We start from the raw sequence: 24589 nt of genomic DNA, 5'->3' as shown, positions 1-24589 counted from the left end.
TACCGTATGGGGGTATGATAAAGAGAATACCCGGGAGGGAGGTGCCTTCTATGGAAACGGAGCTGGAACAAAACAACGGAGCAAGCAGCTGCCACGACGATCAGGCCCGCAAGAGCCATCACTCCGACAAACTGAAATCCGATCTGATCAAACGGTTGAACCGGATCGAAGGCCAGGTGCGCGGCGTAAAGGGGCTTATCGAAAAAGATACCTATTGCGATGATGTGCTGCACCAAATCGCGGCGATTCAGTCGGCGTTGAACGGAGTAGGCAAGCTGCTGCTCGCAGGACACCTCAAAAGCTGTGTCGTCGAAAGAATTCAAGAAGGCGACATGGACGTTGTGGATGAACTGCTCAAGACGATGAATACTTTAATGAAATAAAAAACATTTGCGCGAAGGAGCGATAACTATGTCTAACGTTACATTGAAAGTAGAAGGAATGTCCTGCAACCACTGCGTGAACTCGATAGAAAAAGCGATGAAAGAGATCGGCGCCGAAGGCAAAGTGAACCTTGCCAGCAAAGAAGTCGCCGTACAGTATGACGACAGCAAGCTGACGCTTGCGGCAATTAAGGAAGCGATCGAAGAACAAGGATACGACGTAGTTCAATGAGCAATAAAACCGGCGCGCTCTTTATTGCCGTAATACCGAACTAAGGAGCGTTCCCATAGTTGACAACGAGCCAGCCCGCACTAGTTTGTTTCAAGTAAAAAATATGAGGCAAGCTGTCTGTAAATTTACCGTCCCATTCATGTAAAACAAAACGCCGACTTCCATCTTTATCCACATAGCCATCGTTGTTTACCGTATATTGTACCGCTGTGCCGCCAAGTTTTTTCTGTATAGCTTGTTTCGGCGACCTGGAATATACGAAAAAATATAAAAGGATATACACGATAAGAAAAAGTATACCGGCAGCGAGAATGGTTTTATAAAGAACCTTAACCATGGTATTTAGCATGTTGACCTCCAAATCTTCGCACCGCGCGCAGCTTTCAGTGCGCAGTTCCCATTCTTCGCGCAATGCGCGGCGTTTCGCTGCGTGTCGGCGGTAATTAGCGCCAAGCGGTGCCGACGGCAGCGGGGGACGATAGCCGTTCTGCCGCGGTGCGCATTTGGCGGTCATCCGTGACTGGAACGCTCGCAGTTCCGCCGCTGCCGAGTCCCTAATCGAAAAAAGCACGAATCGCCAGAGGGCTTGTCCTCATGCGGTGCGTGCTTTTGTGTTTGTTGTAATGAACCGATCCGCCGCATTTAACGGGTAACATGGAGAAAGCCTGCAAAAGTGCATCTTTTTGCCCACTGGCAAGCTTGAAACGAAAAATTCCTGCAAAAATGCAGGTTTTTCGGCTCGCGCACGGCCTTAGATCCATTTTCACCGGGAATTCCTGCACAATTGCAGGCTTTTCCCCAAAATGGGTCACTTTCACCGAAAAAGCCTGCACTTTTGCAGGCTTTTCGGGTTTCTCGGCCCTGGAGGCTACTAAGCTCTGTAGGGTTTCCCGGCCCCTGGAGGTTGCTAAGTTCTGTACGGGTTTCTCGGCCCCTGGAGGTTGCTAAGTTCTGTACGGGTTTCTCGGCCCCTGGAGGTTGCTAAGCTCTGTACGGGTTTCCCGGTCCCCGCAGGTTGCTAGCTCTGTGCAGGTTTCCTTGCCCCAGCAGGATGCTAGCTCTGCGCGGGTTTCCCGGTCCCCCACGTGCCCCTTAGCCCTAGCGGGCTTCCCGCATCCGGGCTCGCCACCCGCCCGTGCTGCGCCAGCCGCGGCGTCCGCCTATTGAATGCTTCCGGAAACAGAGCCCCCGGATGCGAGTTCCGACGTGCAATATTTGCAGCGCGACGCTTGGGCCGGAATGTCGGACAAGCAGTGCGGGCACTGTTTGGTAGCCGGCGCTTTTTCCTTCGGTTCTTCTTTTTTGCGGAATTTGCTCAGCTGCTTCACGACCATGAAAATGACAAAAGCGACAATCAGAAAATCAAGAAAAGTAGAAATAAATTGCCCGTAGTTAAAGGTAGGCGCGCTTTTTGCCGCGGCGTCCGCCAGCGTAGCGTAATGTTTGCCGTCGAGAGGGATGAACAAATCGTTGAACTTCACCTTGCCCAGCAGCAGTCCGATCGGCGGCATGATCAAGTCGTTCACGATTGAAGTGATAACTTTGCCGAAAGCGCCCCCGATAATGACCCCGACCGCCAAATCGACCATATTACCTTTAAAAGCAAAATCTTTAAATTCCTTTAGCATCATAAACCTCCGTATCACTGGTGTTGAATGCATTGTAGCACAAACTTGGACGGCCTTCAAAGCACAATTGCGGCGGGTATTTTCATTTACCGGCCATATCTGTCTATAATGAATGTAATACTACACTCAGGGGTCCGGCGGGCGAAACTGCTGACTCCCAGCTTGAATGGAACAGGAGAGAGGCCTTATGTCTGCTCGCCGCTTGCGATGGAAGGAGACGCTGCTGCTGTCGAATTTGTCGATGGAGAAGAAGCTGATTGTCGTCTTCGTATTCCTCATTATTTTGCCGATTACACTGACGGGGTATATTTCCTATCAGAACTATTCCACGTCGATCAAAAAAAATACGAGCCTCTACGCGTCGCAATTAACGGACAATATTACGAAGCGGCTGGACGATTATATCGGGGATATGGAGCAAATCTCGCAAATTCCGCTCTATTTGACCTCCTTCCAGCAGCTGCTGGAGGACAAGACGGAAACGCTGACCCAGAAGCAGGTCGAGATGGAAAATTACATCCGCATTATGAACAACATCAAGCGCGGCACGAATTCCATATACATTTTCGATAACGATAATAACAAATACTACAACATTATGACCGGCGGCGTCAGGACGGACCTGGACGAACGATCCGGCGAGTGGCGGCGGCTGGCCCAGAGCGCCGGGGGTAAATCCGTGTTTTTGAGCACGCAGCAGTTGGCGAACTGGCAGACCGGCAAATTTGCTTTCACGGTGCTCCGGGAAATCCGCGATTTTTATACCCAGGAATCGATCGGAACGATCGCCGTCGACGCCAGCATCAGCGTCATTCAAAATGTCGTCAGCGATTTGGAAAACGCCGCGCACGGCAAGGTGCTTATTATCGATGCGGACAACAGCGTCATTTACGATACCGAGCAAAAGCGGATTACGGAAAAAATCAAAGACGATCCGGTCGTGAATCTGGCTGTCGGCACATCGGGCGATTTTATAAAAGAAATTGATGGCATTAAATATTTATGCATTTATTCGCAATCGCTGAAAACCGGCTGGAAAACGATCATCCGCATCCCGCTTGCCGAAATTACGAAAGATGCCGTGTATACGCAAAACATAACGCTGCTGGTCACCTGCATCATTATGGCGTTCGCTCTGTTTATTTCGATTTTGATCTCTTATGCGCTTACAAAGCCGATGAAACGGTTAATGCGGTTAATGAAAAAAGCCGAGAACGGCGATCTGGACGTCAGCTTCCAGGTGCAGAGCAGGGACGAGGCGGGGCGGCTCGGGCTGCATTTTAACAGCATGCTTGCGCGGATCAAAGAGCTCATCGGACAAGTGTACGTGATCGAGGGCCGCAAAAAGGAAGCGGAACTGGCGGCGCTGCAAAACCAGATCAATCCGCATTTTTTGTACAATACGCTTGAGACGATCCGGATGACGGCGGAAATCAATGACGATGAGGAAGCCGCTGAAATGATCGCTGCGCTGGGCAAGCTGTTCCGGTACAGCATCAACCCGATGAAAGGAACGGTCGCGCTGCACCAGGAGTTCGAGCACCTGCAAACCTATATTCAAATGATCAATTACAGGTACCGCGACAAGTTCCGTCTCGCTTTGGACGATTTCCAGGCGATTCGGTATTATCCCGTCATTCCGCTGCTTTTTCAGCCGATTGTGGAGAACGCCATTGTCCACGGGCAGACCGAGGATGACGAGCCGATCGACATTCATGTTTCTTATGAAATCGCGGGCCACCTGCTGACCTTGCGAATCGAGGATAACGGCAGCGGCATCGAGGCCGACAAGCTGCGGCGTCTGAACGAGAAGCTGAAGCAAGGCTTCTTGCATGAAGCTGCGCCCCAGTCTCCGCTACCGCTACTGACTCCGTCTCCACTACCGCCACCGTCCCAGTCTCCGTCCCCGTCTCCGTCCCAGTCTCCGGCCAGAGGGATTGGCCTATTGAACGTGGACGAGCGGATCAAGCTGCATTACGGCGCCTCGTACGGCCTGGAACTGTTCAGTCAGCCGGGAGAGGGGACGACCGTCGTAATTTCGCTGCCCTATAACATACAGATCTGAAGGGAGGGACCGGCATGAAAATCATGATCGTGGATGACGAGGAAAAAATCAGGCTCGGCTTGTCCAAGCTGATCGAAAAAGCGTCGCCTCATTACGAAATTGCCGGCTTGTACGCCGGCGCTTCGGATTGCCTGGCCGCCCTGGAAACCAATAAGCCGGATGTAGTTATCACCGACATCAAAATGCCGGGCATGACGGGGCTGGAGCTCGCCAAATTGATCAAGCAAAGGGACCAGGACATCAAATGCGTCATTTTGAGCGGGTTCGGCGAATTTGAGTATGCCCGTTCGGCCATCTCGTCCGGGGTGTCCGCTTATTTGCTGAAGCCCGTAGACAAGCAGGAGCTGTACGAGTTGCTGGCGGGGCTGCACCAAAGCATTCAGGCGAAACCGGCCATGCTTTCCGGCAAAGACGATACGTTTTTGCGGCAGGCGCTGCTCGGAACGGGAGACAAGCAGGCGGCTGCGCTCGCGCTCAAGGACTCGTATCCGGAGCTTGTTCATATGCCGGCATTTGCCGTTGCCGCGGTTGTGACAGATTCCGCCCCGCCGAAAACGGCTTTTCGCAGCGGCTTTCAGCCGGAGCTCGCCGCCAAATATGAAATCGTGACGATGGATGACCGCACCACGGCTTTGATCGCCGCATTCGAGGATGCGGATCATGCAATTGAAGCATGGGAAGCCCAGCTCGGCAGCATATTAACGAAGGAGCGGGCTTTTTCCGCTTCGGTCGGCATCGGCAGGCTGTGCGCGCACTGGAGCGAATGGGCCGAAAGCTACCGGGAAGCGCTGGAAGCTACGGAGTACAATTTTTACGGTACAGGCCGGTCCACGGTCACCCGGGCGGAGCAGGTCGCGTTCGGCAATCTGCACAAGGTGGAGTCGTACCGGAAAAGAGTGCTGGAGAGTATGGAAATTTTCGATCTGCCCAGCGTCGAAATCCATTTGCGGGACATGCTGCGGGAAATTGCCAACATCAAAATTCGCATGCACCACTTGATCGAGCTTGTGGAGACGCTGTTTTATGCGCTGAACAAAGAAGCCGGCAAACGCCGGGAAACCGCGACTCAGCCGGAGCTTTCCATAGACTGGGGGATGGAACTGAAAAAATGCTTTACCTACAACGAGGCAAAAGCGTTAATCGAGCTGCGGCTGCTGAGCGGGCTGAACTCGTTGATGAACGAAAGAAGCAGTCAGGGAAGCATGACCGTTTTTCAAATCAAAAAAATTATCGAGCAGGAGTACGCGGAGGCGCTGGATTTGAACAGTTTGGCGAAGCGGGTGTTTTTGACTCCGAGCTATTTGAGCAAATTGTTCAGCCAGGAGACGGGGACGACGATCATCGAGTATATCATTTCCGTGCGGATGAACAAAGCGAAAGAACTGCTGAAAGATCAGATTCATTTGAAAACGTACCAGATCGGCGAGCTCGTCGGCTACCGCGATCCGGCTTATTTCAACAAACAGTTCAAAAAAGTCGTCGGCCTGACGCCCAAAGAGTACCGGGATGTTGTTAGCTAATTGTTAGCATAAAATTTCTGAAATACGCAAAAATAATACAATAAAAACAAAAAAACTACATATCAATCTGCCCTGCTCAGAAATATAATTAACATGAAAGCGATAACAAATGAGATTTTCATTATTTCAAGGGGGTATTCAAATTGAAAAAGTGGCTCACAACCGGAATGGCGTTAGTATTGACCGTATCCGTGGCGGCGGCATGCGGCAAATCCCAGGGAGACGGCGCGGCTTCGACTTCTCCTGCGGCAACCGGCAATGCGGCGGCAACCGCAGCTCCTGGCGCAGGCGGCGCAACCGATAATATCAAAGGCAAAATTACAGTGGTCACCCACCGCACGGATTTGGTGGACACCAAGTTCAAAGAGTGGGAGGCGGCTTTTAAAAAGAAATACCCGAAAGTGGAAGCGGTTGAAGTCGAAGCGATCAAAGACTACGGCCCGACGATGAAAGTCAGATTGTCCACCGGCGAGCTTGGCGACGTGAACATGATTCCCGACGGCGTTCCCAACGGCAAACTGGGCGATTATTATGCGTCGCTCAACGACCTTGGCCTCAACGACAAAGTGTACTTCTCGGATATTAAAGCGTCGGGCGGCAATACGTACGGACTTCCGAGCGGCGTGAACACGAACGGTGTCGCTTACAACAAGCAGGCTTTCGCCAAAGCGGGCATCACCGACGTTCCGAAAACGCTGGACGAGTTGTACGCCGACGCCGAAAAGCTGAAAGCTGCGGGCATTACGCCGCTGGCGACGAACTTCAAAGACAAATGGCCTCTAAGCGAATGGGACGTCATCGCCTTTGAAATTTCCGGCGACCCTGAATTCCGCGGCTCCATGACCAAGACGGACGCTCCTTTCGGTCCGGGAACTCCATACGAAAAATCGCTAACGATCCTGAAAACTTTCGTTGACAAAGGCTACACCGAAAAAGATTTGATGTCCACCGATTGGGAATCGTCCAAGAAGGACGTAGCCAGCGGCAAAACGGCGATGTATTTCCTTGGCAACTGGGTCGTGCCGCAAATTATCGAGAACGGCGCCAAATCCGAAGATATCGGCTTCTTCCCGCTGCCGTACGATAACAGCGGCAAATACAATGCTAACATGGGTCCCGACTACATGTATGGCGTAGCGAAAAACAGCAAAAACATCGAAACAGCCAAAGCTTTCGTCAAATTCATGGTGGAAGAATCCGATTACGCCGACTTTGCGGGCATGATCCCTCCCGACAAGTCGAAGCAGCCTAAACTGCCTCAATTGCAGCAATTTATGGCGCTGAAACCGAATTCCCTGCAAGGCAAGCCGGATCCGGACGCTTACGGCAACATCGCCAACAAAGCGCAAATCGACTTCATGGGCGGAGCTTACGTGCAAAAATTGATTCTGGGCAAAGACTTCAAAGCCGGTCTTGACGAGCTTAACAAAAAATGGGCCGACGCAAGAAAAGCGGTCGGACAATAAATTGGTTAGCTTCGGGTAAATAACAAAAATAGATTGTCATGCGCTCCATGATGATCTATTTTTGTTGCCGGTTTGGCTTTCTATCATTCGGGTAAAGAAGGGATTGCTATGATCAACCTCAGCTATAAAGCGCAGCGCCGGGTCATTTTGGTATCGTTTTTGACGATTCCGCTCATTTTGCTTGCTACATTTACGTTTTACCCTGCATTGAGATTAATTCAATTAAGCTTTACCGACTGGGACGGATTCAGCTTGAATTACAAGTGGGTCGGCTTTGCCAACTACAAGGAAATTTTTTCGAATAAGGAAATTTTCGGCGTTTTCAGCCACAACCTTTATTATTTTATCGGCGGCATTATTCAAAATATGATCGCCTTGTATTTTGCCATCGTCCTGAATACGAAGCTGAAGGGCCGCAATGTGTTCAGAGTGCTGCTCTTTCTGCCTTACATTTTGAACAGCGTGGCGACGGCCTACATGTTCCAGTTTATTTTCAATTCCGATCACGGCACGCTGAATACGCTGCTTGAATGGGTCGGTCTTGGCGCTTATAAGCAAAGTTGGCTCGGCAACATGTCGCTCGTCAACGTTTCGCTGGCCTCGATTTCATTGTGGAAATATATGGGTTTCAACATGGTCATTTACTTGGGCGTTTTGCAGTCGATTCCCGGGGACTTGTACGAGGCCGGCAAAATCGACGGGGCCAATTCGTTTCAAAGCCTGCTCTACATCACACTGCCCAACATCCGCAAAATCATCGAGCTCAACATGCTGCTGACCGTATCGGGGGCGCTGGAAGTGTTCGATATTCCTTATGTCATCACCGGCGCGGCGGCAGGCAGCGATACATTCGTCACCAAAGTGAACGATGTTGCGTTCAAATTCAATAATTTCGGGCTCGGCTCGGCCATGGCGATCGTGCTGCTCATTATTGTTTTCGTCGTCATTACCGTTCAACGTAAATTCATTTTGCGCGGGGAGGAATAAACAATGAATCGGAAACCCTCTGCCGTTCTGCTGGACGCGTTGAAATATTTGACGCTTGTCATCGGAGTGCTCTGCGTGCTGGTTCCGCCTTATGTCATTGTCGTGAATGCTTTTAAAACCGGCAAAGAATATGCCGCAACAAGCCCGTTCAGCTTCCCGGAAAGCTTTTTCAACTTCGCCAATTTCATCAAAGTGATCGAGGTCGGCAAACTGGGCAGCGCCTTTATGAACACGGGAATTATTATCGTTTCGTCGCTTGCGATCAATATTATTTTGGGCACGATGGTCGCCTACGCCCTGGGCCGGTTTCAATTTAAAGGAAGAGGCTTGATTTTGGCCGCTTACCTGGTAGCTACGTTTATCCCGCTTATTACGACGCAGGTGGCCACTTTCAGCATCATTCAAGGTCTGGACCTGTTTAATACGAAAAGAGCGGCCATCCTGCTGTACGCCAGCACCGACGCCGTGCAAATTTACTTGTACCTGCAATTCATCAGCAAAATCCCTTATTCGCTGGACGAAAGCGCGATGATGGAAGGGGCGTCGCTGTTCCGTATTTACCGTACGATCATTTTCCCGCTGCTGGGACCGGCTACGGCTACCGCGGTGATCCTCAAAACGATTCAAATTTACAACGACATGTATATTCCGTGGCTGTATATGCCTTCGCAAAAGCTGGGCGTCGTCTCGACATCGCTCATGCGCTTCGCAGGCCCGAACAGCGCCCACTGGGAGCTGATTTGCGCAGCGATTTTGATCATCATGATTCCGACTATCATCATTTATTTGATTTTGCAGCGGTTTATTTTCTCCGGCATCGTCAGCGGATCGGTGAAAGAGTAATATAGAAAAATACGGATTGGGTGTGTGGGATTTGGACTACATCAAGGGAATGACATGGGGCTGGGTGGGGACACGCGGCACATGGGCTAACGAAACCGCTGACTTTTCACTGGAACAGATGGCCAAGCTTGGCGTGAACTGGACGGCGATCGCACTTTCCGCCCTTCAGGATCATCCCCAGGCGACGAGCATTCATTATAAAAACGAGCCTACCGTGACCGATGAGGAAGTGGTATGGGCTATTGAAAAGGCGCATCGCTTAGGGCTGAAGGTATGCCTGAAGCCTGTCGTGAACTGCGCCAACGGCGTGTGGCGGGCTCACATCAACTTTTTCGACTACGACGTGCCCTGCGAGCCGAAGTGGAGCGACTGGTTTGCCAGCTACAACGAGTTTATTTTGCATTACGCGCGGATCGCGCAGGACACCGGCTGCGAAATGTTTTGCGTAGGCTGCGAGATGGTGCAGACGGACCGCAGGGCGGAGGAGTGGAGAGCGCTCATCGCCAAAGTAAGGGAAGTCTACACCGGCATCATCACCTACAATTGCGACAAGTACCAGGAAGAACGCGTGACCTGGTGGGACGCCGTCGATGTCATTTCGTCCAGCGGGTACTACCCGATCGGCTCCTGGGACGAGCGCGTCGCCGCGCTGGAGGCTTTCGCCGCGAAGCACGGCAAGCCGTTCTTCTTCATGGAAGCTGGCTGCCCCAGCCGCCAAGGTTCGGCCGACCTGCCGAACGATTGGGGCCTCGCCGGCCCCGTCAGCCTGCAAGAACAGGACGAGTACTACCGCGTCATGTTCGAGAAGATCGGCAGCAAGCCGTGGTTCCACGGCTTCATGCTGTGGGACTGGCCCGCCGCGCTGTACGGCGAGGGAGAAGCTGCAGGCAATGACGACTATTGCATGTACAAAAAGCCGGCGAGCGAGACCATCGAAGCTTTCTACCGCCGCCGGTAGGGCTTTCGGCACCGGTGTCGGGGTCGGGGTCGGCGCGGTGCCGAACCCGGCAATCTTACGACCCTTGGAATGACTGATTTAGCAGTATAAACAGAAGAATCCCCCACTCGCATATGCAGGTGGGGGAGGTTTTTAGACATCTTCTGTTTCGTCAAGTCCTATGTTGTCAGGGTCATCAGGATCATAATCAGGATCCTGTTCATCTGGCAAAGCTGTTTCTGAATTGAATGCTCCTTGATCCCGAACTGTACCATTATCATCTTCGTATGCCGTCCAATTGAATGTAACATTTGACGGATAATAATACGCTGCATTCGTATTGTCATTACTATAGCCATACGCAACGTTTGTTTCTAGATACATTTGATCCGTGTTTACATGGTTTAATGCCGTTTGAGCCTTTCCTTCCTCAGCCCCCATATCGTTGACATTGAATGAGTTCTCAAGTGGAGTTAAATTCCAACTCTTATCCCCAGGTCCTCCCAATCTTCCATTCCAAAGATGCCCTCGTACCTGATCCCCCATTTCAAATCTTTCGTTGAGTAGATCCCAACCAGCAGGATCGACGGATGGCGCATTCGAGCCAGGACCCAATGTATTTCCAGAAACGATTGCTTCAACATGAGATGACCGGCCATTGTTTTCAGTATGTTCAGAGTGGTGGACTTCGAGTTCACGTTGAATAATCGGGGAAGACGTCATAAGCATTTTACCTACAGCACGATTGCCATATTGCCGTTGAAGTTGAGCAACTGTGCCGAGGGTAGGCGTGGTGATTCTAGGCATAGATATAGATGTAACCCTGGAATCCTTTTGATTCCTCTGTCCGTGGGTAAACATTGTTTAAGCCCCCTCACTACCATGATTTTTCCCTAATCATACTATTTTTTAATTCCAAGAAATAGTATTTTACCATGTAAATATTAGAAAAAATTGGGTTAAAAATCTCAATCATACATTCAAAAATAAAAAATCCCTCGGGCCTCTTGTCGCTGGTGAGTGTTAATAAAATATATTTACAAGCGCTGCGTGGCACCATAGAGGATGAAATTTGTCTTCCTTTTCACACCGCGCGCAGTGCGCGGTGTTGCGCTGCATGACGGCGGTCGGTCGATCACATTCCAAGGTGGAACTGGTGCACTTACTGGCAGCGCATCCTGCAGAAAAACCTTCACTTACCAGGCTGCTCAGAAACACATACGCCAGAGCCGGCCGAACTAAACTGCCTGGTTGCGCGAAGAAAACCTGCAAAAGTACAGTTTTTGCTCGATGGATGCGCTGGCTACGGAAAAATTCCTGCAATTGTGCAGGCTTTTCGCCGCGAACACGGGCTCAGACTCATTTTCATCGAAAATTCCTGCACATTCGCAGGCTTTTCGTCAAAATGAACCATTTCCACAGAAAATTCCTGCACATTCGCAGTTTTTTTTGCGCACTAGCGACGAAACCGGCGGCGGGTGCGTTAGATCCAGTAGCCCACCAAAAGGGAACCAGCGCGGTCACGCCCCGTAACACTCCTGGCGCGTGTAACCCACCGACGGCTGGCCCGCCTTGGCTGCTTCGTCCAAGCCCCACCTGCCTCCCTGGCAAAAATGACGGAGTGCCAAGATTTTCTCGGCACTCCGCTTCCTCAGCCCCTCACTCCTGAAATCTCTCAATGATTTCAAAACACGCCCGGCTGTTATGGTAAGGGCACTTCCAGGCGTTCACCTTCTGCTGGCCGGCATAGGGGACGCCGTCCCTGGACAGCTTGCCGTGCCACTCCCCGTTGGCACGGTCGATGACATGGGCTTCGATGAAGTCCCATGTTTTTGCGGCTGCCGCCAAGTACTTCTCGTCGCCGGACGCGCCGAAGGCGTTCGCGAAGCCGACGACGGCTTCCGCTTGCGGCCACCAGTCTTTGTCCGCATCGATGATGCGGCCCTCGCCGTCCGCCTCGTTCCATACGGCGCCGTCCGTATCGCGGCCGCGGCTGTACACGGCCTCCGCCATCTCCAGAGCGACCTCCCTGACGGTCGCGATAAGCTTGTCATCTCCGGTGGCATGGGCGGCTTCATCCAGCAGCCAGCTGCCCTCGATGTCGTGGCCATAGGAGATTTCGCCGCAGGCGGCGTTCCATTTTTCATCAAAAAAGAGGGAAAATGCCCCTTTGGAACGGTCGACGATCCGTTCGACGGTCACTTCGATCAGTTCCATCAGCTTGCCGCGCAGATGGGGGAAATCCCACGCCCGCAGCAAGTTCGTATAAGCCTCCATGATATGCAGGTGGGAGTTCATCGATTTGTCGTCGCCGCTGGAGTAGATGTCGAGCTTCGCTTCGCCGCGTTGAAGCGACCAATTTTGCGAAAAAGCTTCAAAATAGCCCTTATTTGCGCTATCGTAGCAGTAGGCTTCCAATTCCGCATAAAGCTTTTGGGCACGCTCCAGAGCGTCCTTGGCGCCGGAGGCCAGGTAGAACTCCGATAACGCGTACAGCGTGAACGCTTGTCCGTAAATATGCTTGCGGGTCTCCAGCGGACGCCCTTTGTAATCGACGGTCCAATAATAGCCGCCATATGCCGCATCGTAGAAATAGGTTGTTATGTAATCGTAAGCGCGCTGTGCTAACTGCAAATAACGTTCGGTATGAAAAAGGCGGTATGCCTTGGAAAAAGTCCAAAGAATGCGGGTGTTGAGGACAAGCCCTTTTGCCGCCCGGTTCCGAACTGTCATGTCGTTGTCGATCTCGCCGAAAAAGCCGCCGTTTTCCGAATCTACGGTATTGTCGGCCCAAAAAGCCAGCAGGTTCTGCACCTCTTTCCGCATGCTGTCCGCTAGGTCGGATTTTGTCATGGTAGAAGTTGTCATCGATCGGTTCTCCAATCTTTTTGAAAATAAGTAGTCACAATTTATTGTGTTATGATAATATTATGCTAACAAATAAAAGGGAGTCAACTTGCAATAGTTGCAGACCGTGTAGAATGGGTGAACGAATTTGTCGGAAAAAATTACGATGCAAGATATAGCCGACCGGCTCGGCGTGTCCAAATATGTCGTTTCCAAAGCGCTTTCCGGAAAGTCCGGCGTCAGTGCGGCCACACGTCAGAGAGTGCTGGTCATGGCGGGGCAGCTCGGTTATTTGGCGCAGAAGAAGCCGGCCGCGCTTGAGGCGGATCAGGAGAGAAGAGGGGGATTCAAAGGGATCGAGGAAGGGCGGAGCACTGTGCTCGTGCTTATGCCCAATATTCGCCACCAGACGAGAGATTCGAACTATTGGGGCAAAATATTGGACGGCATTTCCAAGGAGCTGGAAAACCGCGGCGCGGACATGCTGACGCTGACGCTCAATTCGGCGGAAGGGCTTAACGGCAGCCTGCGCCCGCAAAGTCTGGCGGGGGTTATCGGCGTCGGTGAAATATCGCGCGCTTTGCTGCTTGAGGTGCACCGGCTCGGCTTGCCGCTCGTGCTGCTGGATCATGACGATCCTTTTATTTCCGCGGATCAGGTTTTTGCCAACAACCGCGAAAGTGCCTATCGCATCGTCCAGTATTTGCTCGGTCTCGATCACCGCAGCCTGCAGTTCGTCGGCAATACGACGTTTTCCAAAAGCTTCCGCGAACGCTGGCATGGTTTCCGGGAAGCGCTTGAGGAGGCCGGGGTTCCGTACCGGCCGGAGCCGTTCCAACAGCTGCTGCATCTCGAAGAACTGGAAAGCCAGCTGCAGGAGGAGCAGATCCGCGAAGCGCTTCGGCCGCACCTCGGACAAAGCACGCTGCCGTCCGCGTTGGTCTGCGCTAACGACCGGATCGCGTTCGCGGCGATCTCGGCGCTTCGCTCGCTCGGCGTATCCGTCCCGGAAGAGGTGTCCGTCACGGGATTCGACAACATCGATCCCGATTACCCGAACATGCCGGAGCTTACGACGGTGAATGTAACCAAGGAGACGCTCGGCAAACGCGGCGCGGACGTGCTGTTCTGGCGCAGCGCCAACCGGGAGCTGCCCGCCGAAACCATATTGATCCGCGGTGACGTCCTGATCCGCAAATCGGCGGTTTCCCCGCGCATCCACGATCTGCCTCACGAGAACCGAATTTCGGGCATATAACTTCACGAAAAAAACCTTTCCTGCACGGTGTACGAAGTACGACGGCTAGGAAAGGTTTTTTCTTCTATAGTCCGAGCAGAAATTGGATGATCTTGTCGGATACGCCGGGAAGCTGCTCGTGTCCGAAGTCCGGGAAAACGTTCACCGACTTGCCGGACCTGATTTTGTTATAAACGGCGAATTGCGTCGACGGAGGGCAGACCCGGTCCATTAAGCCTACGGTCAGCTGAACTTCGCCTTGAATGCGGTTCGCCAAATGCTGGATATCGATATAGCCCAGCTTGGTAAATATTTCGGCCTCCCGCTTATGCTCCGGATCGAAAGAGCGAAAATATTTGGTGATCTCGTCGACCGCGAGATCCATTTCCCAGCATCTTTGGTAATCGCTGAGGAAAGGGTACACGGGCGCCAGCCGTTTGATGCCCGGCTCCAGAGCGGCGCAGGCCAGCGTCAGCGCCCCGCCTTGCGAGTAGCCGAACGCTCCGACGCGCTGCGGGTCGACCTCCGGGAAGGACATGGCGATTCCCGCTATTTGCGCGCAGTCGAGAAATACCTGGCGGAAGAACAGGTTGTCGGGATGATCCTCCAGGCCGCGAATGACGTGGCCGTAAAGGGTGTTTCCCCGCACGCCGCCGGAGTCTTCGGAGCGGCCTCCTTGCCCTCTGACATCCATGGCGACGATCGAATAGCCAAGCGCTGCATACACGAGCTTATCGCTCCAATCTCCGGCATCCCCCCAGTATCCGTGGAACTGAAGAATGCAGGGATGGGGGCCCGCAGCTTGCTTGGGTCTTGCATATTTGGCATGAATGCGGGCTCCGCGCACACCCGTGAAATATAAATCGAAGCATTCGGCAAAAGGAACCTGAAATTCGCTTTTTACAAGCTCAACCTGGGGATCGACCGCTTTCATTTCCGCGATGGCCCTCTCCCAATAGGCGTCAAAATCGGCAGGGCGGGGATTCGTCCCCCGGTACGTCTTTAACTGCTCCAGGGGCATGTCAACCAAAGGCATGGGAAGATACCTTCTTTCTATAAAAGATGATCTGTCCTGATGCTAACATACCCGAAGTTTTGATGCAATAGTTGTGCTAATTTATCTTGATATCCATAACAAACTGCTAACTATTTGATTTCCGCTCGCCGAGATCGTCGATTACACTTCTTTCAGCACGGCAGCAAGGCTGTCGAGAAGAGCGGCATTGTCATCGGAAGTGCCGACGGAAATGCGGACATGCTCCGAAAATCCCCACGCGCCGCCGTAGCGGACGATGATGCCTCTCGCCATCAGCTTGTCGTAGATGGTTTTCGCTTCGGGGCCAAGCTGAACCCAGACGAAATTGCTCATGCTGCGGGTAAAATGTACGCCCAGCCGCTGCAAGCCGTCGTACAACTGCTCGCGGCCGCGCGCATTGGCTTCGCGCGTTGCTTCCAGATGGGCCTGATCCGCAACCGCCCCGATCGCACCCGCTTGAGCGAGCGCGTTCACATTGAACGGCTCCTTCACCTGCCGAATCGTGCGGATGATGGCGGGGGAGGCAATGCCGTATCCGACGCGAATGCCGGCAAGTCCGTATATTTTGGAAAAAGTCCGCAGGATCACGAGGGAGTATCCTTTGCTTACAAACTCCAGGCCGTCCGTATAATCGTCCGCATCGACAAAATCGCTGTAAGCCCCGTCAAACACGGTGAGTACGCGCTCAGGCAGGGCGTCCAGCAGACGCTTGAGATCTTTTTGAGCGATATATGTGCCTGTCGGATTGTTGGGCGAGCAGATGTAGACGATTTTCGTGCGCTCCGACACCGCGGCAAGGATATCGTCAACATCGTATGGGTAGTTTTCACGCAAAGGCACGGAGACAACGCGGGTATTCATCAGATCGGCGCCGAATTCGTATTCGCTGAAAGTAGGGGAAGGGATGACGATTTCATCGTCGGGCTCCAGGAACGTTTCGGAAACCAAGGTAATGAGCTCGTCGCCGCCATTGGTCACAATGACCTGCTCGCTCGTTACATTCAGCTTGCCGGCGATCGCTTGACGCAAATCCGCCGCATCCGCGTCCGGGTACCGGTGAATGTCGGCGAGGCACGCCTGGATCGCCTCCACGGCCTTGGGCGAAGGGCCCAGCGGATTTTCGTTGGATGCCAGCTTGATCACCTTTTCAATGCCCAATTCCCGCTGCACTTCCCAGATCGGCTTGCCGGGCGAATAAGGTTTCATGCGTTGCAAAGCTTTGCGAGGCTGTACTTGTTGAGAAAGGAAAGACTCGGACATGGGAACACTCCTTAGTAAAGAATACTTTAATACGACAATTTAATAATACATCAACGCGTTACCTAAGTAAAGTTCGGCAATGAACAAGCTGCGAATTCAATGGGAATGGTAGTATAATTTGATTGGATAGACATGGAAGGGCAGGGATGTCATGGTGTTGAGCAAAATAAGGCTGGGTATACGTTTGAAAATACTTCTCGGATACATATTTATCATCGCCAGCATATCCGTTTCGTTTGTCTTGGTGAACAATCAGGTCCTGTCGATGCAGTCTGACAGAAATTTTGTCATCGATCACGATCTTGCCATCCATGACGAAACGAACCGGATCGAGAAATTCGTCATGGATATGGAGGCCGGCCAGCAGGGGTATTTGCTTACCGGCGACGCGGACTATTTAAACTTCTACAGCGAAGGCGCGCGCGGATGGCGGGAATCTTACGCCAAGCTTGCCAAGCTTGTGTCCGACAATACGAACCAGCTTCAGCACCTGTCATCCATTCGGATATTCATCGAGCACTGGATTCGCGAATCGGCGGAACCGCTGATCACTCTCAAAAAAGCGGATAAAAACGAGGAAGTGCTTAATTTCTATAAACAGGACTCAGGCAAAAAAAATACGCAGCAAATTCGCGACCAGTTGGAAGATTTTCGCAACAAGGAGAAAGAAACGACCAAAGATCGGGCTAACCGTTTGGATACGAGAAACCAGATTTTAACGTTCTGGATATTCGCGATCATTGCAGCCATGGTGCTGATTTCCATCACGATCGTTTTGCTGATCTCACATTCGATTGTCGGGACCATCAGGCAGGTGGCTCGAACGATCGCCAAAATCGCCCGGTCCAAAGGGGATTTTTCCCAAAGAATACAAGTGGGCACCAATGATGAAGTCAGGGATTTGGCCGAGGCGACGAATCTTCTCTTGGACAATCAGGAAGAGGGCCGCTGGCATCAAATCAGACTGACGGAAGTGATCAGCATGATGCAGGGCGTTTCCGATATGCGGACGATGGGGCAATTGTTCATCAATAAAACGGCCGGATTGTTGGATGCATCCTACGGTGTTTTCTACATTCGGTCCTTCAAGGGCAACAAAGCGCAGATGGTCAAATTGGCCTCTTTTGCGGCTGCGGCCGAGTCGGTCGGGGCGGAGGTCATTCAACTGGGAGAAGGGCTCGTCGGCCAAAGTGCGCTGGAAAACCGCTTTTTCCACCTGACGCAAGTTCCGGACGGCTACATATCCATTGCCTCGGGGCTCGGTTCGGGCAGGCCGCGCAGCATTTTAATCGCACCGGTGGAATACAACAATGAAGTCGTTGCCGTGATCGAACTGGCTTCTTTTCAGGCGTTTACAACGGAGCAATTGAGCCTGCTTGACGACATTTTGGAGGAATTCGGCACTACCGTACATAGCGTGGAAAGCCGGGCGGAGATCGAACGGCTGCTCAGAGAGTCGCAAGTATTGACCGAGGAGCTGCAAACACAGGCGGAAGAGCTGCAGACGCAGCAAGAAGAGCTGCGGATTACGAATGAACAGTTGGAAGAGCAGATCCGCTATGCGGACGAAAGAACGATGGAGCTGGAACAGATCAAGTCGGAGCTCGAGGAGTACGCCAAGCAGCTTCAGCAAAGCTCGCAGTACAAGTCGGAATTTTTGGCCAATATGTCGCATGAGCTTCGGACACCGCTGAACAGCATGCTTATTTTATCGCAAATGCTCGCCGATAACGGGCAGGGCCGGCTGACGCCGGAGGAGCAGGAATACGCCCGCGTCATTCATTCCTCCGGCCAGGATCTGCTCGTCTTGATCAACGACATTCTCGATTTGTCCAAGGTTGAGGCGGGCATGCTCGATATTCATGTCGACAGCGTTCTTCCGGCCGTGTTTGCGGACGTTATCCACACCCAATTTGCCGCGCTGGCCGAACGGAAAAATTTGGCGTTCATCCTGGAGCTGGACCCGGCCGTGCCGGGCGTCTTTTACACGGATGAACAAAGGCTTCAGCAAATTATCAAAAATTTGCTTTCCAACGCGATCAAATTCACGCATCAGGGCTCGATCCGCATGAATATCGGGTTATGCGAGCCTGAGCGGGCCGCATTGCTGCTGCCGGCATTCGAGGATACCGAGGTCGTCGCGATCTCGGTTGCCGATACGGGGATCGGCATACCGGAAGACAAGCGGAAGCTGATCTTCGAAGCGTTCCAGCAGGCCGACGGAACGACGAACCGCCAATACGGCGGCACCGGCCTCGGACTTTCCATTTGCCGTGAGCTGGTGCATCTGCTGGGCGGCTGCATTGCGCTCGAAAGCGTCGAAGGAAAGGGCAGCATATTCACCGTCTATATTCCTTCATTGAGATCGGAATTACGCGATTTCGCCGCAGTGCGCAGAGAAGTGGCGGCAACCGAACGAACCGTTGTCCAGCCCGTTCCGCATCCGGCCGTGGAGACTGTTATTCAGGCGGCGCCTGCGGTCTCGTCGGAGACGAGCTCTTTTCAAGGAAAAAGAGTGCTTGTCGTAGACGATGACGTGCGCAACGTTTTTGCGCTGACGAATGCGCTGGAGAACGAAGGGATGATCGTTACTGTCGCGCATGACGGACAAGAGTGTCTGGAACTTCTGGAGCAGCTTATCCCTATCGATCTCGTGCTGATGGACATTATGATGCCGGTTATGGATGGCTACGATGCGATGAGGGCCATCAGAAGGCATCCGAAATACGAGCAAACTCCGATTATTGCGCTGACCGCCAAGGCGATGAAGCAGGATCGGGACATTTGCCTGGAGGCGGGGGCGTCGGATTATATCAGCAAGCCGCTTCATTTAAACCAGTTGTTTTCCTTGATGCGGGTGTGGCTGACAAACTAGAACAGAACAGCAGGTGATAACTAGAGAGATGGATGACTTTTATTCGGATGAGTGGGATGTTTTTATGGAAGACGAGAGGGAAGCGATAGAAATCGATTTGCTGCTGGAAGGCATTCACCGGTTTTACGGGTACGATTTTCGAGGTTATGTGAGAAGCTCCATACGCCGCCGGATTCAGAACCGCATGCGCCTGGAAAAAATGCCGACCGTTACCGCGCTGCTGGAAAAAACGCTCCATGACCGCCGAATGGGGGAACGCCTGATCAAAGATTTCTCCATCAATGTTACGGAGATGTTTCGCGATCCCGGCTTCTTTCGGGCTTTTCGCAGCAAAGTTGTACCTTATTTGAAAGAACTGCCGGGTATAAGAATATGGCATGCCGGCTGCTCGACAGGGGAAGAAGTGCTGTCCATGGCGATTCTTCTTGAAGAAGAGGGGCTGCTCGGCAGAGCGCGAATCTATGCGACGGATATGAACGGCATTGTCATTGACAAAGCCCGGTTAGGGGCGTATCCGCTATCGCGCATGCAGGCGTATACCAAAAATTATCTTCACGCAGGGGGCAACCGCGAGTTTTCCGCTTACTATTCGGCCGATCACGAATATGCTTATTTTGCGCCGGCGCTAATGCAGCAGGTTACTTTTTTTCAGCATAATCTTGTAACGGACTGCTCCTTCAACGAATTTCATGTGATCATCTGCCGCAATGTGCTCATTTATTTTGATATGGCCTTGCAAAACCGGACCTTGGAGTTGTTTTACGAGAGTTTGAGCACATCGGGCTTTTTGGGGTTGGGGAGCAAAGAATCGCTGCTGTATACCGGCAAGGCTCCGAACTACGAAATCATCGACTCTATGGAAAAAATATATCGAAAAATCAGATGAAAAAGCCCGCCTGGTCCGGCGGGCTCGATGTATTTACTTCTTCAAATCCAACCGGACGTCGCGTCCGTCGTCTTGGACGGTCAGTTCTTTGCCGGCCGATTTCAGGTTGTTTGCGTATTTCACCCAGGCGTCCAGCATGATCGCTCCGTCTTTCCAGTCTTTGACTTCACCGAATACGGTAAAGCCGTCGCCGCTGCCGGTCGCCATAAAATCATTGGTCGTAACTTTGAATTTACGGCCCGTATTGAATTTGCCGTCTACATAGACAGGCGTTCCGTCTACGAGGGTAATTTTCGAATATTTTTGCCCGTCTGGCTTGGTGTTATCCCATTCCACTTTGAGCCCGGAGAACTGAATGGCGGGAAGCTTGGAGTATTTGTCGGTCACTTCCAGCGCTTTTTTGATCTGTTCCGCCGTCATCGTGCCTGTAACGTTGTAATTGCCGAAGGGCAAAATCTCGAACATTTTGCCGTAAGTCAGATTGCCCTTGTCAACGTCGGCGCGAATGCCTCCGATATTAGTGAAGGCGATGTCGGATTGTTCGGATGCGCGCATCGCGTCCGTGATGCTGTTGCCGAGCTGGGTCGTGCCGTCGCGTTCCACACCGCCATTTGCGGCAAAGCGGAACGATTTGCGGGTAAGCGCGTCGGCGGCGACAACTTCAACTTCGCCCGATTTCGCGGAAATTTTACTTTGATATTCTTTGACCGTTTTTTGAATTTCGGCGTCTGCGGTCGTCAGGTTGGTGTAAGTTTCAAGCAGACCTGCACTGGAGGAAACGACTTTCTTCGTTTTTTTGTCGACGAACAGTTGGATGTGGCCGACCGCGTACAGCCAGCTTTGCGCCTCGACGACCGGAATTCCGTTGACAATTCCGGCTACGCGCATATGAGAGTGTCCTCCGACAATCGCATCCAGCGTACCGTTGCCGGTACCGTTCGCCAGATCGGCCATCTCGCTCATAATTTTGGCCGATTCTTTGTCCTGCTCTCCCGGAAGGTGAGACGTCACGAGAATGATGTCGCAGCCTTTTTGGCGAAGCTCGGCGGACAGCTGTTTAGCGAGCGGAACAGGGTCGGCAAAAGTCAGCCCCTGAATGTTCGTCGATTTGGTAGTCGATTTGGTTTGCGGCGTAGCGAATCCGATGATGCCGATTTTCAAGCCGTCTTTTTCGACGATGACGTAAGGCTGTGTCCAATCCACGCGCTTCCCGGTCGAATCTTCGATGATGTTGGCGCCGAGAATAGGGAATTTCGCTTTTTTGATATTGCCGATCAGGGTATCGCGGCCGAAGTCGAACTCATGATTTCCGATTGCCGCGGCATCGTATTCCACCTCAGCCATCGTGTCCATAACGGATTGCCCGTTCGTCGTGTTGGAAATCAGCGTTCCCTGCCATGCGTCCCCGCCGTCGACAACGACAGTTCCTTTCGAATTGACGGCCCGGAAATCGGAGACGATGCCGCCGAGCGTTTCGATGCCGCCTTGGCCTTGGTTGCGTTTTTTATCGAAGCCAACTTCGATTTTGCCGTGAATATCGTTCGTGGATAAAATATCGACCACTTGGAACAAGAGCGGTTTGAGCGCTTTAACCGCTTCGTCGCGCGTAATTTCCGCATCCGGGTTAAACTTGCCGTCCAGCGTAGGCGCAAAAATACCGCTCAAAACCGCATAGGCGACATATGGGCGGGATTGCTTGGCGATGGTGTCTTGATCCGCAAAATAGTTCAATACATTTTCATTGACTTGGGGAGTTTTGCCGCCGGTCAGCACTTTGACGACCAGCTCGGCCAATTCCTGACGGGTGACAGGCGCGTTCGGATGGAACGTTCCGTCGGCGAATCCACTGATCAGCTTGGCGGCGACGGCGTTGGCGACCGCTTGCTTTTGCCAGCCCGCAAGGTCCGAGAAGGATGCCGCTCCGGCGTCCGCTTTGCTCAATTTTGCCGCGCGGTCGATCATGGTCACTACTTCGGCTCTTGTCGCCGTGCGCGTGCCGCGGTAATCGGCGTCGCCGTAGCCTTCGATCGCACCCTGCTCGACAGCCAGCTGCATATCGCTTTTTAACTTGACGTCCTTGGATGCGTTTGTTTCTGCGGCGAATGCCAAACTTCCGGTAATCGAACTTGATAGAATTGCAGCTAATGTCAGAGCAGTTAAACGAGTCTTAAACGTACGTTTCATGAATATCCTCCTTATACTCTTGCAAAATGGGAAATCCACCCACTAGTATAAGGGAATTTGATAGAATAAGAGAAGTAAATTTTATTATAAGATTGCACAAAAAAAGCCGCTTATTAACCAAAGGTTAAGTGGCTCTTTTGTCCGTATGGATTTCGAAGTGATAAATCGTATTGCGCGTCAGCACCCGAAACTCGATCCCGTCCCAGTCAATCGCCTGCACGCGGGTCGTTTTGAACGGTATATATTTGTCGATTCCGGATAAAACCATCGGGGAGCCGATCTCGGTCGGCTTGATTTCCGTAAACGTCTGGCCTTGAATTTCGTCAAAATTGAACTTGTCGGAACGATGTTTGGGTGTGACGCCATCGACTTCATAAATTTGAAGCAGCTTTAACAACCTCACGCACCCTCGCCTCCTTGTTCTTTTCTCCAGTATACACCGTCCTGCCTCAAATGGCGAAATGTGCGCGGCGCGGCGTGGCATTGGCGGCTATCCCGGCATGTCTGGCGCTTTTTCTATAAAATGATTAAAATAGAGACAAAATTGCAAATGGAGGTTAGGACAATGGCTGTTTTGAAAATAGAACACGTTGGCGTCATGGTCGCAAATATGGAAAAATCGATCCGCTTCTATGAGGAAGTCGTAGGATTGAAGCTTAAGGACACTCTGCTGCATTCGAATGGCGTGGTCAAGCTTGCGTTCCTCGGTTTTGGGGCGCGCAATGAATCGGAAGTCGAACTGGTCGAAGGCTACAATGCGGGACTGCCTCAAGAAGGCAAAGTTCACCACTTGGCCTTTTCGGTCGATGATGTTGAAGCTGAGTATGAAAGAATCAAAGGTCTTAATCTCGAGCAGGTGGATGCGGAAATCACCACTCTTCCCAACGGTTCCAGATACTTTTTCTTCAACGGGCTCGACGGGGAGCGCATTGAATTCTTCCAATCTACGAGATAACCGGTTTAAAAGTTGATAGATTTGGGCATTCTATTTACTAGAATCTTAGATTTCAGTAAAGAGGTGCCCTTTTTATATGAAAAAATTATGGTTGTTCTCTATGATATGGATCGCGATTACCAGTTTTATATTTGGATGGGTTCGCCATGTGAACGCACAAGGGGACAACGATGCGCAGCGGCTGCTGGAAGCAGTCAGCCCTTACATGGCCAGCGAAGGGCGAATGACCTTTAAGTATACGGGTTACTATGGAGATTGCACATCCGGCGGCGAGGAGCAGCAGCTGCAAGTGGGGAAAAAGCTGTCCCAAGCGTTTGATCTCCCGCAATCGGCCGCTCTCGGCGAATCCAACGGGCATCCGGTCTATTCTTCAAAAAGCGAGGTTGCGGAGGAAGCGCAATCCATCCTGACCGTCGCGGCACCGGCCAACCAGCCGGCTTGCTATGTCGTTCTTCGTCTTGAATCCGCCAAGCTCACGGACCCGGCAAGTCTTCTCGTTTGGCAGGAGCAAACGTCGGGAAAGCTTAAAGAGCTGAATATCAAAGGCCAATGGAATGTAATGATTCAGGGCCATGTCGATCAGCAAATGATTCAAGGCGATCCGCAGCAGCTTGCCGCGCGGTTGGCGCGAACTTTTAAAGCGACAGAAGTAGAGCGATACGAGGACCCGAATACGCTAAGCGTGTCAATGGCGACCAATCAATTGCAAGCGTCTATTAAAAGCGGCAGCAAGACGATCAATCTGCAAGCCGCCCTTCATCAAGAATCGACAACGGGAAGCTGGAGGCTAACGGTCGGCACGCCGGTAATCACGATGGAATATTAAATAGCAGCGAATCCCGCCGTCGGATATGACGGCTTTTTTTCGTTTCAGAGGCAATTTCATATTTATAGTTGCGCGATCAAAATATCTGTGCTATATTGTAATTCCTGTCTGAAACGGACAAGCACGAATATGATCTGGACTTGTTGATTATCTTCATGGATGGATAAAAAAATGCTTGCAAAAGAGATTCAGACATGGTATATTACATCTCGCTGCTCCGGTAACACGGCAGCAAACGAAAGAAATTGTTCTTTGAAAACTGAACAACGAGTGAAGAAGCAAGGTTGAGAAATCGACCAAAACAAGAGATTGCAAAATCTCGTCAGCTTTGAAATTGAGCTATTCAGCTTTCAATAAAGGTAACACCTTTTTGGAGAGTTTGATCCTGGCTCAGGACGAACGCTGGCGGCGTGCCTAATACA

22 protein-coding genes are annotated in these 24589 nt (G+C 51.9%); 13 read left to right on the top strand and 9 right to left on the bottom strand.

The genetic code is table 11. The features are described from left to right. Positions 1–50 precede the first annotated feature (50 nt). Together AC3G2T_RS22180 and AC3G2T_RS22175 are read left to right on the top strand one after the other, a co-directional pair. Positions 51–383 (top strand): metal-sensitive transcriptional regulator, encoded by a 333-nt coding sequence (locus AC3G2T_RS22180; RefSeq protein WP_474686541.1) that lies wholly within the window; start codon positions 51–53, stop codon positions 381–383. Between the two features lie 28 nt (positions 384–411). Then, entirely contained in the window at positions 412–615 is a 204-nt protein-coding gene (locus AC3G2T_RS22175; protein WP_474686543.1) for a copper ion binding protein, read from the top strand. Positions 616–655: 40 nt separating this feature from the next. On the opposite strand, the gene AC3G2T_RS22170 is transcribed toward AC3G2T_RS22175, so the two are convergent. The 3 genes from AC3G2T_RS22170 to mscL form a co-directional block, all read right to left on the bottom strand. Next, positions 656–964: a hypothetical protein gene (locus AC3G2T_RS22170; RefSeq protein ID WP_474686545.1), complete on the bottom strand. Its 309-nt coding sequence runs from the start codon at positions 962–964 to the stop codon at positions 656–658. 205 nt (positions 965–1169) lie between these two features. Beyond that, positions 1170–1433: a hypothetical protein gene (locus AC3G2T_RS22165; RefSeq protein ID WP_474686547.1), complete on the bottom strand. Its 264-nt coding sequence runs from the start codon at positions 1431–1433 to the stop codon at positions 1170–1172. Between the two features lie 342 nt (positions 1434–1775). Continuing rightward, complete coding sequence (gene mscL / locus AC3G2T_RS22160; RefSeq protein ID WP_474686579.1) at positions 1776–2243, bottom strand: large conductance mechanosensitive channel protein MscL; 468 nt, start codon at positions 2241–2243, stop codon at positions 1776–1778. A 187-nt stretch (positions 2244–2430) separates the two neighbouring features. Here mscL and AC3G2T_RS22155 point away from each other — a divergent pair, with 187 nt between their 5' ends. The 6 genes from AC3G2T_RS22155 (at position 2431) to AC3G2T_RS22130 (ending at position 10082) form a co-directional block, all read left to right on the top strand. After that, the gene (locus AC3G2T_RS22155) at positions 2431–4308 is read left to right on the top strand and encodes a sensor histidine kinase (RefSeq protein ID WP_488436936.1); all 1878 of its coding nucleotides are present in this window, start codon (positions 2431–2433) and stop codon (positions 4306–4308) included. 14 nt (positions 4309–4322) lie between these two features. Continuing rightward, positions 4323–5828, top strand: coding sequence for a response regulator transcription factor (locus AC3G2T_RS22150; protein WP_474686551.1), 1506 nt, complete (start codon positions 4323–4325; stop codon positions 5826–5828). A gap of 143 nt (positions 5829–5971) precedes the next feature. Next, positions 5972–7294, top strand: coding sequence for an ABC transporter substrate-binding protein (locus AC3G2T_RS22145; RefSeq protein ID WP_474686553.1), 1323 nt, complete (start codon positions 5972–5974; stop codon positions 7292–7294). Between the two features lie 108 nt (positions 7295–7402). After that, complete coding sequence (locus AC3G2T_RS22140) at positions 7403–8281, top strand: carbohydrate ABC transporter permease (protein ID WP_474686555.1); 879 nt, start codon at positions 7403–7405, stop codon at positions 8279–8281. A 3-nt stretch (positions 8282–8284) separates the two neighbouring features. Continuing rightward, positions 8285–9124: a carbohydrate ABC transporter permease gene (locus tag AC3G2T_RS22135; protein ID WP_488436935.1), complete on the top strand. Its 840-nt coding sequence runs from the start codon at positions 8285–8287 to the stop codon at positions 9122–9124. A 49-nt stretch (positions 9125–9173) separates the two neighbouring features. Beyond that, on the top strand, positions 9174–10082 hold the full coding sequence (locus tag AC3G2T_RS22130) for a glycoside hydrolase family 113 (RefSeq protein ID WP_488437010.1): 909 nt from the start codon (positions 9174–9176) through the stop codon (positions 10080–10082). Positions 10083–10214: 132 nt separating this feature from the next. Here the strand turns inward: AC3G2T_RS22130 and AC3G2T_RS22125 are convergent, their stop codons facing one another. Both AC3G2T_RS22125 and AC3G2T_RS22120 read right to left on the bottom strand, forming a co-directional pair. Continuing rightward, positions 10215–10922, bottom strand: a complete 708-nt coding sequence (locus tag AC3G2T_RS22125; RefSeq protein ID WP_488436934.1) for a DNA/RNA non-specific endonuclease — start codon at positions 10920–10922, stop codon at positions 10215–10217. 798 nt (positions 10923–11720) lie between these two features. Continuing rightward, on the bottom strand, positions 11721–12929 hold the full coding sequence (locus AC3G2T_RS22120; protein WP_488436933.1) for an AGE family epimerase/isomerase: 1209 nt from the start codon (positions 12927–12929) through the stop codon (positions 11721–11723). 127 nt (positions 12930–13056) lie between these two features. On the opposite strand from AC3G2T_RS22120, the gene AC3G2T_RS22115 reads away from it, so the two are divergent. Beyond that, positions 13057–14166, top strand: coding sequence for a LacI family DNA-binding transcriptional regulator (locus AC3G2T_RS22115; RefSeq protein ID WP_474686563.1), 1110 nt, complete (start codon positions 13057–13059; stop codon positions 14164–14166). 64 nt (positions 14167–14230) lie between these two features. Here the strand turns inward: AC3G2T_RS22115 and AC3G2T_RS22110 are convergent, their stop codons facing one another. After that, the gene (locus AC3G2T_RS22110; protein ID WP_488436932.1) at positions 14231–15181 is read right to left on the bottom strand and encodes an alpha/beta fold hydrolase; all 951 of its coding nucleotides are present in this window, start codon (positions 15179–15181) and stop codon (positions 14231–14233) included. Between the two features lie 141 nt (positions 15182–15322). Beyond that, a complete protein-coding gene (hisC, locus tag AC3G2T_RS22105; RefSeq protein ID WP_488436931.1) occupies positions 15323–16441 on the bottom strand; it encodes a histidinol-phosphate transaminase in 1119 nt (372 codons plus the stop codon). A gap of 151 nt (positions 16442–16592) precedes the next feature. On the opposite strand from hisC, the gene AC3G2T_RS22100 reads away from it, so the two are divergent. Next, on the top strand, positions 16593–19316 hold the full coding sequence (locus tag AC3G2T_RS22100; protein ID WP_488436930.1) for a response regulator: 2724 nt from the start codon (positions 16593–16595) through the stop codon (positions 19314–19316). Positions 19317–19344: 28 nt separating this feature from the next. After that, positions 19345–20202, top strand: coding sequence for a CheR family methyltransferase (locus AC3G2T_RS22095; RefSeq protein WP_488436929.1), 858 nt, complete (start codon positions 19345–19347; stop codon positions 20200–20202). Between the two features lie 33 nt (positions 20203–20235). Here AC3G2T_RS22095 and AC3G2T_RS22090 read toward each other — a convergent pair whose 3' ends face one another. Together AC3G2T_RS22090 and AC3G2T_RS22085 are read right to left on the bottom strand one after the other, a co-directional pair. Beyond that, positions 20236–22386: a 5'-nucleotidase C-terminal domain-containing protein gene (locus AC3G2T_RS22090; RefSeq protein WP_488436928.1), complete on the bottom strand. Its 2151-nt coding sequence runs from the start codon at positions 22384–22386 to the stop codon at positions 20236–20238. 124 nt (positions 22387–22510) lie between these two features. Then, positions 22511–22789 (bottom strand): hypothetical protein, encoded by a 279-nt coding sequence (locus tag AC3G2T_RS22085; protein WP_488436927.1) that lies wholly within the window; start codon positions 22787–22789, stop codon positions 22511–22513. 162 nt (positions 22790–22951) lie between these two features. Here AC3G2T_RS22085 and AC3G2T_RS22080 point away from each other — a divergent pair, with 162 nt between their 5' ends. Both AC3G2T_RS22080 and AC3G2T_RS22075 read left to right on the top strand, forming a co-directional pair. Beyond that, complete coding sequence (locus AC3G2T_RS22080) at positions 22952–23341, top strand: VOC family protein (protein WP_488436926.1); 390 nt, start codon at positions 22952–22954, stop codon at positions 23339–23341. A 76-nt stretch (positions 23342–23417) separates the two neighbouring features. Further along, positions 23418–24167 (top strand): YwmB family TATA-box binding protein, encoded by a 750-nt coding sequence (locus AC3G2T_RS22075; RefSeq protein ID WP_488436925.1) that lies wholly within the window; start codon positions 23418–23420, stop codon positions 24165–24167. Positions 24168–24589 lie beyond the last annotated feature (422 nt).

It is taken from the genome of Paenibacillus sp. sgz302191 (assembly GCF_057749925.1).
This window is presented reverse-complemented; position numbering and strand designations above follow the sequence as displayed.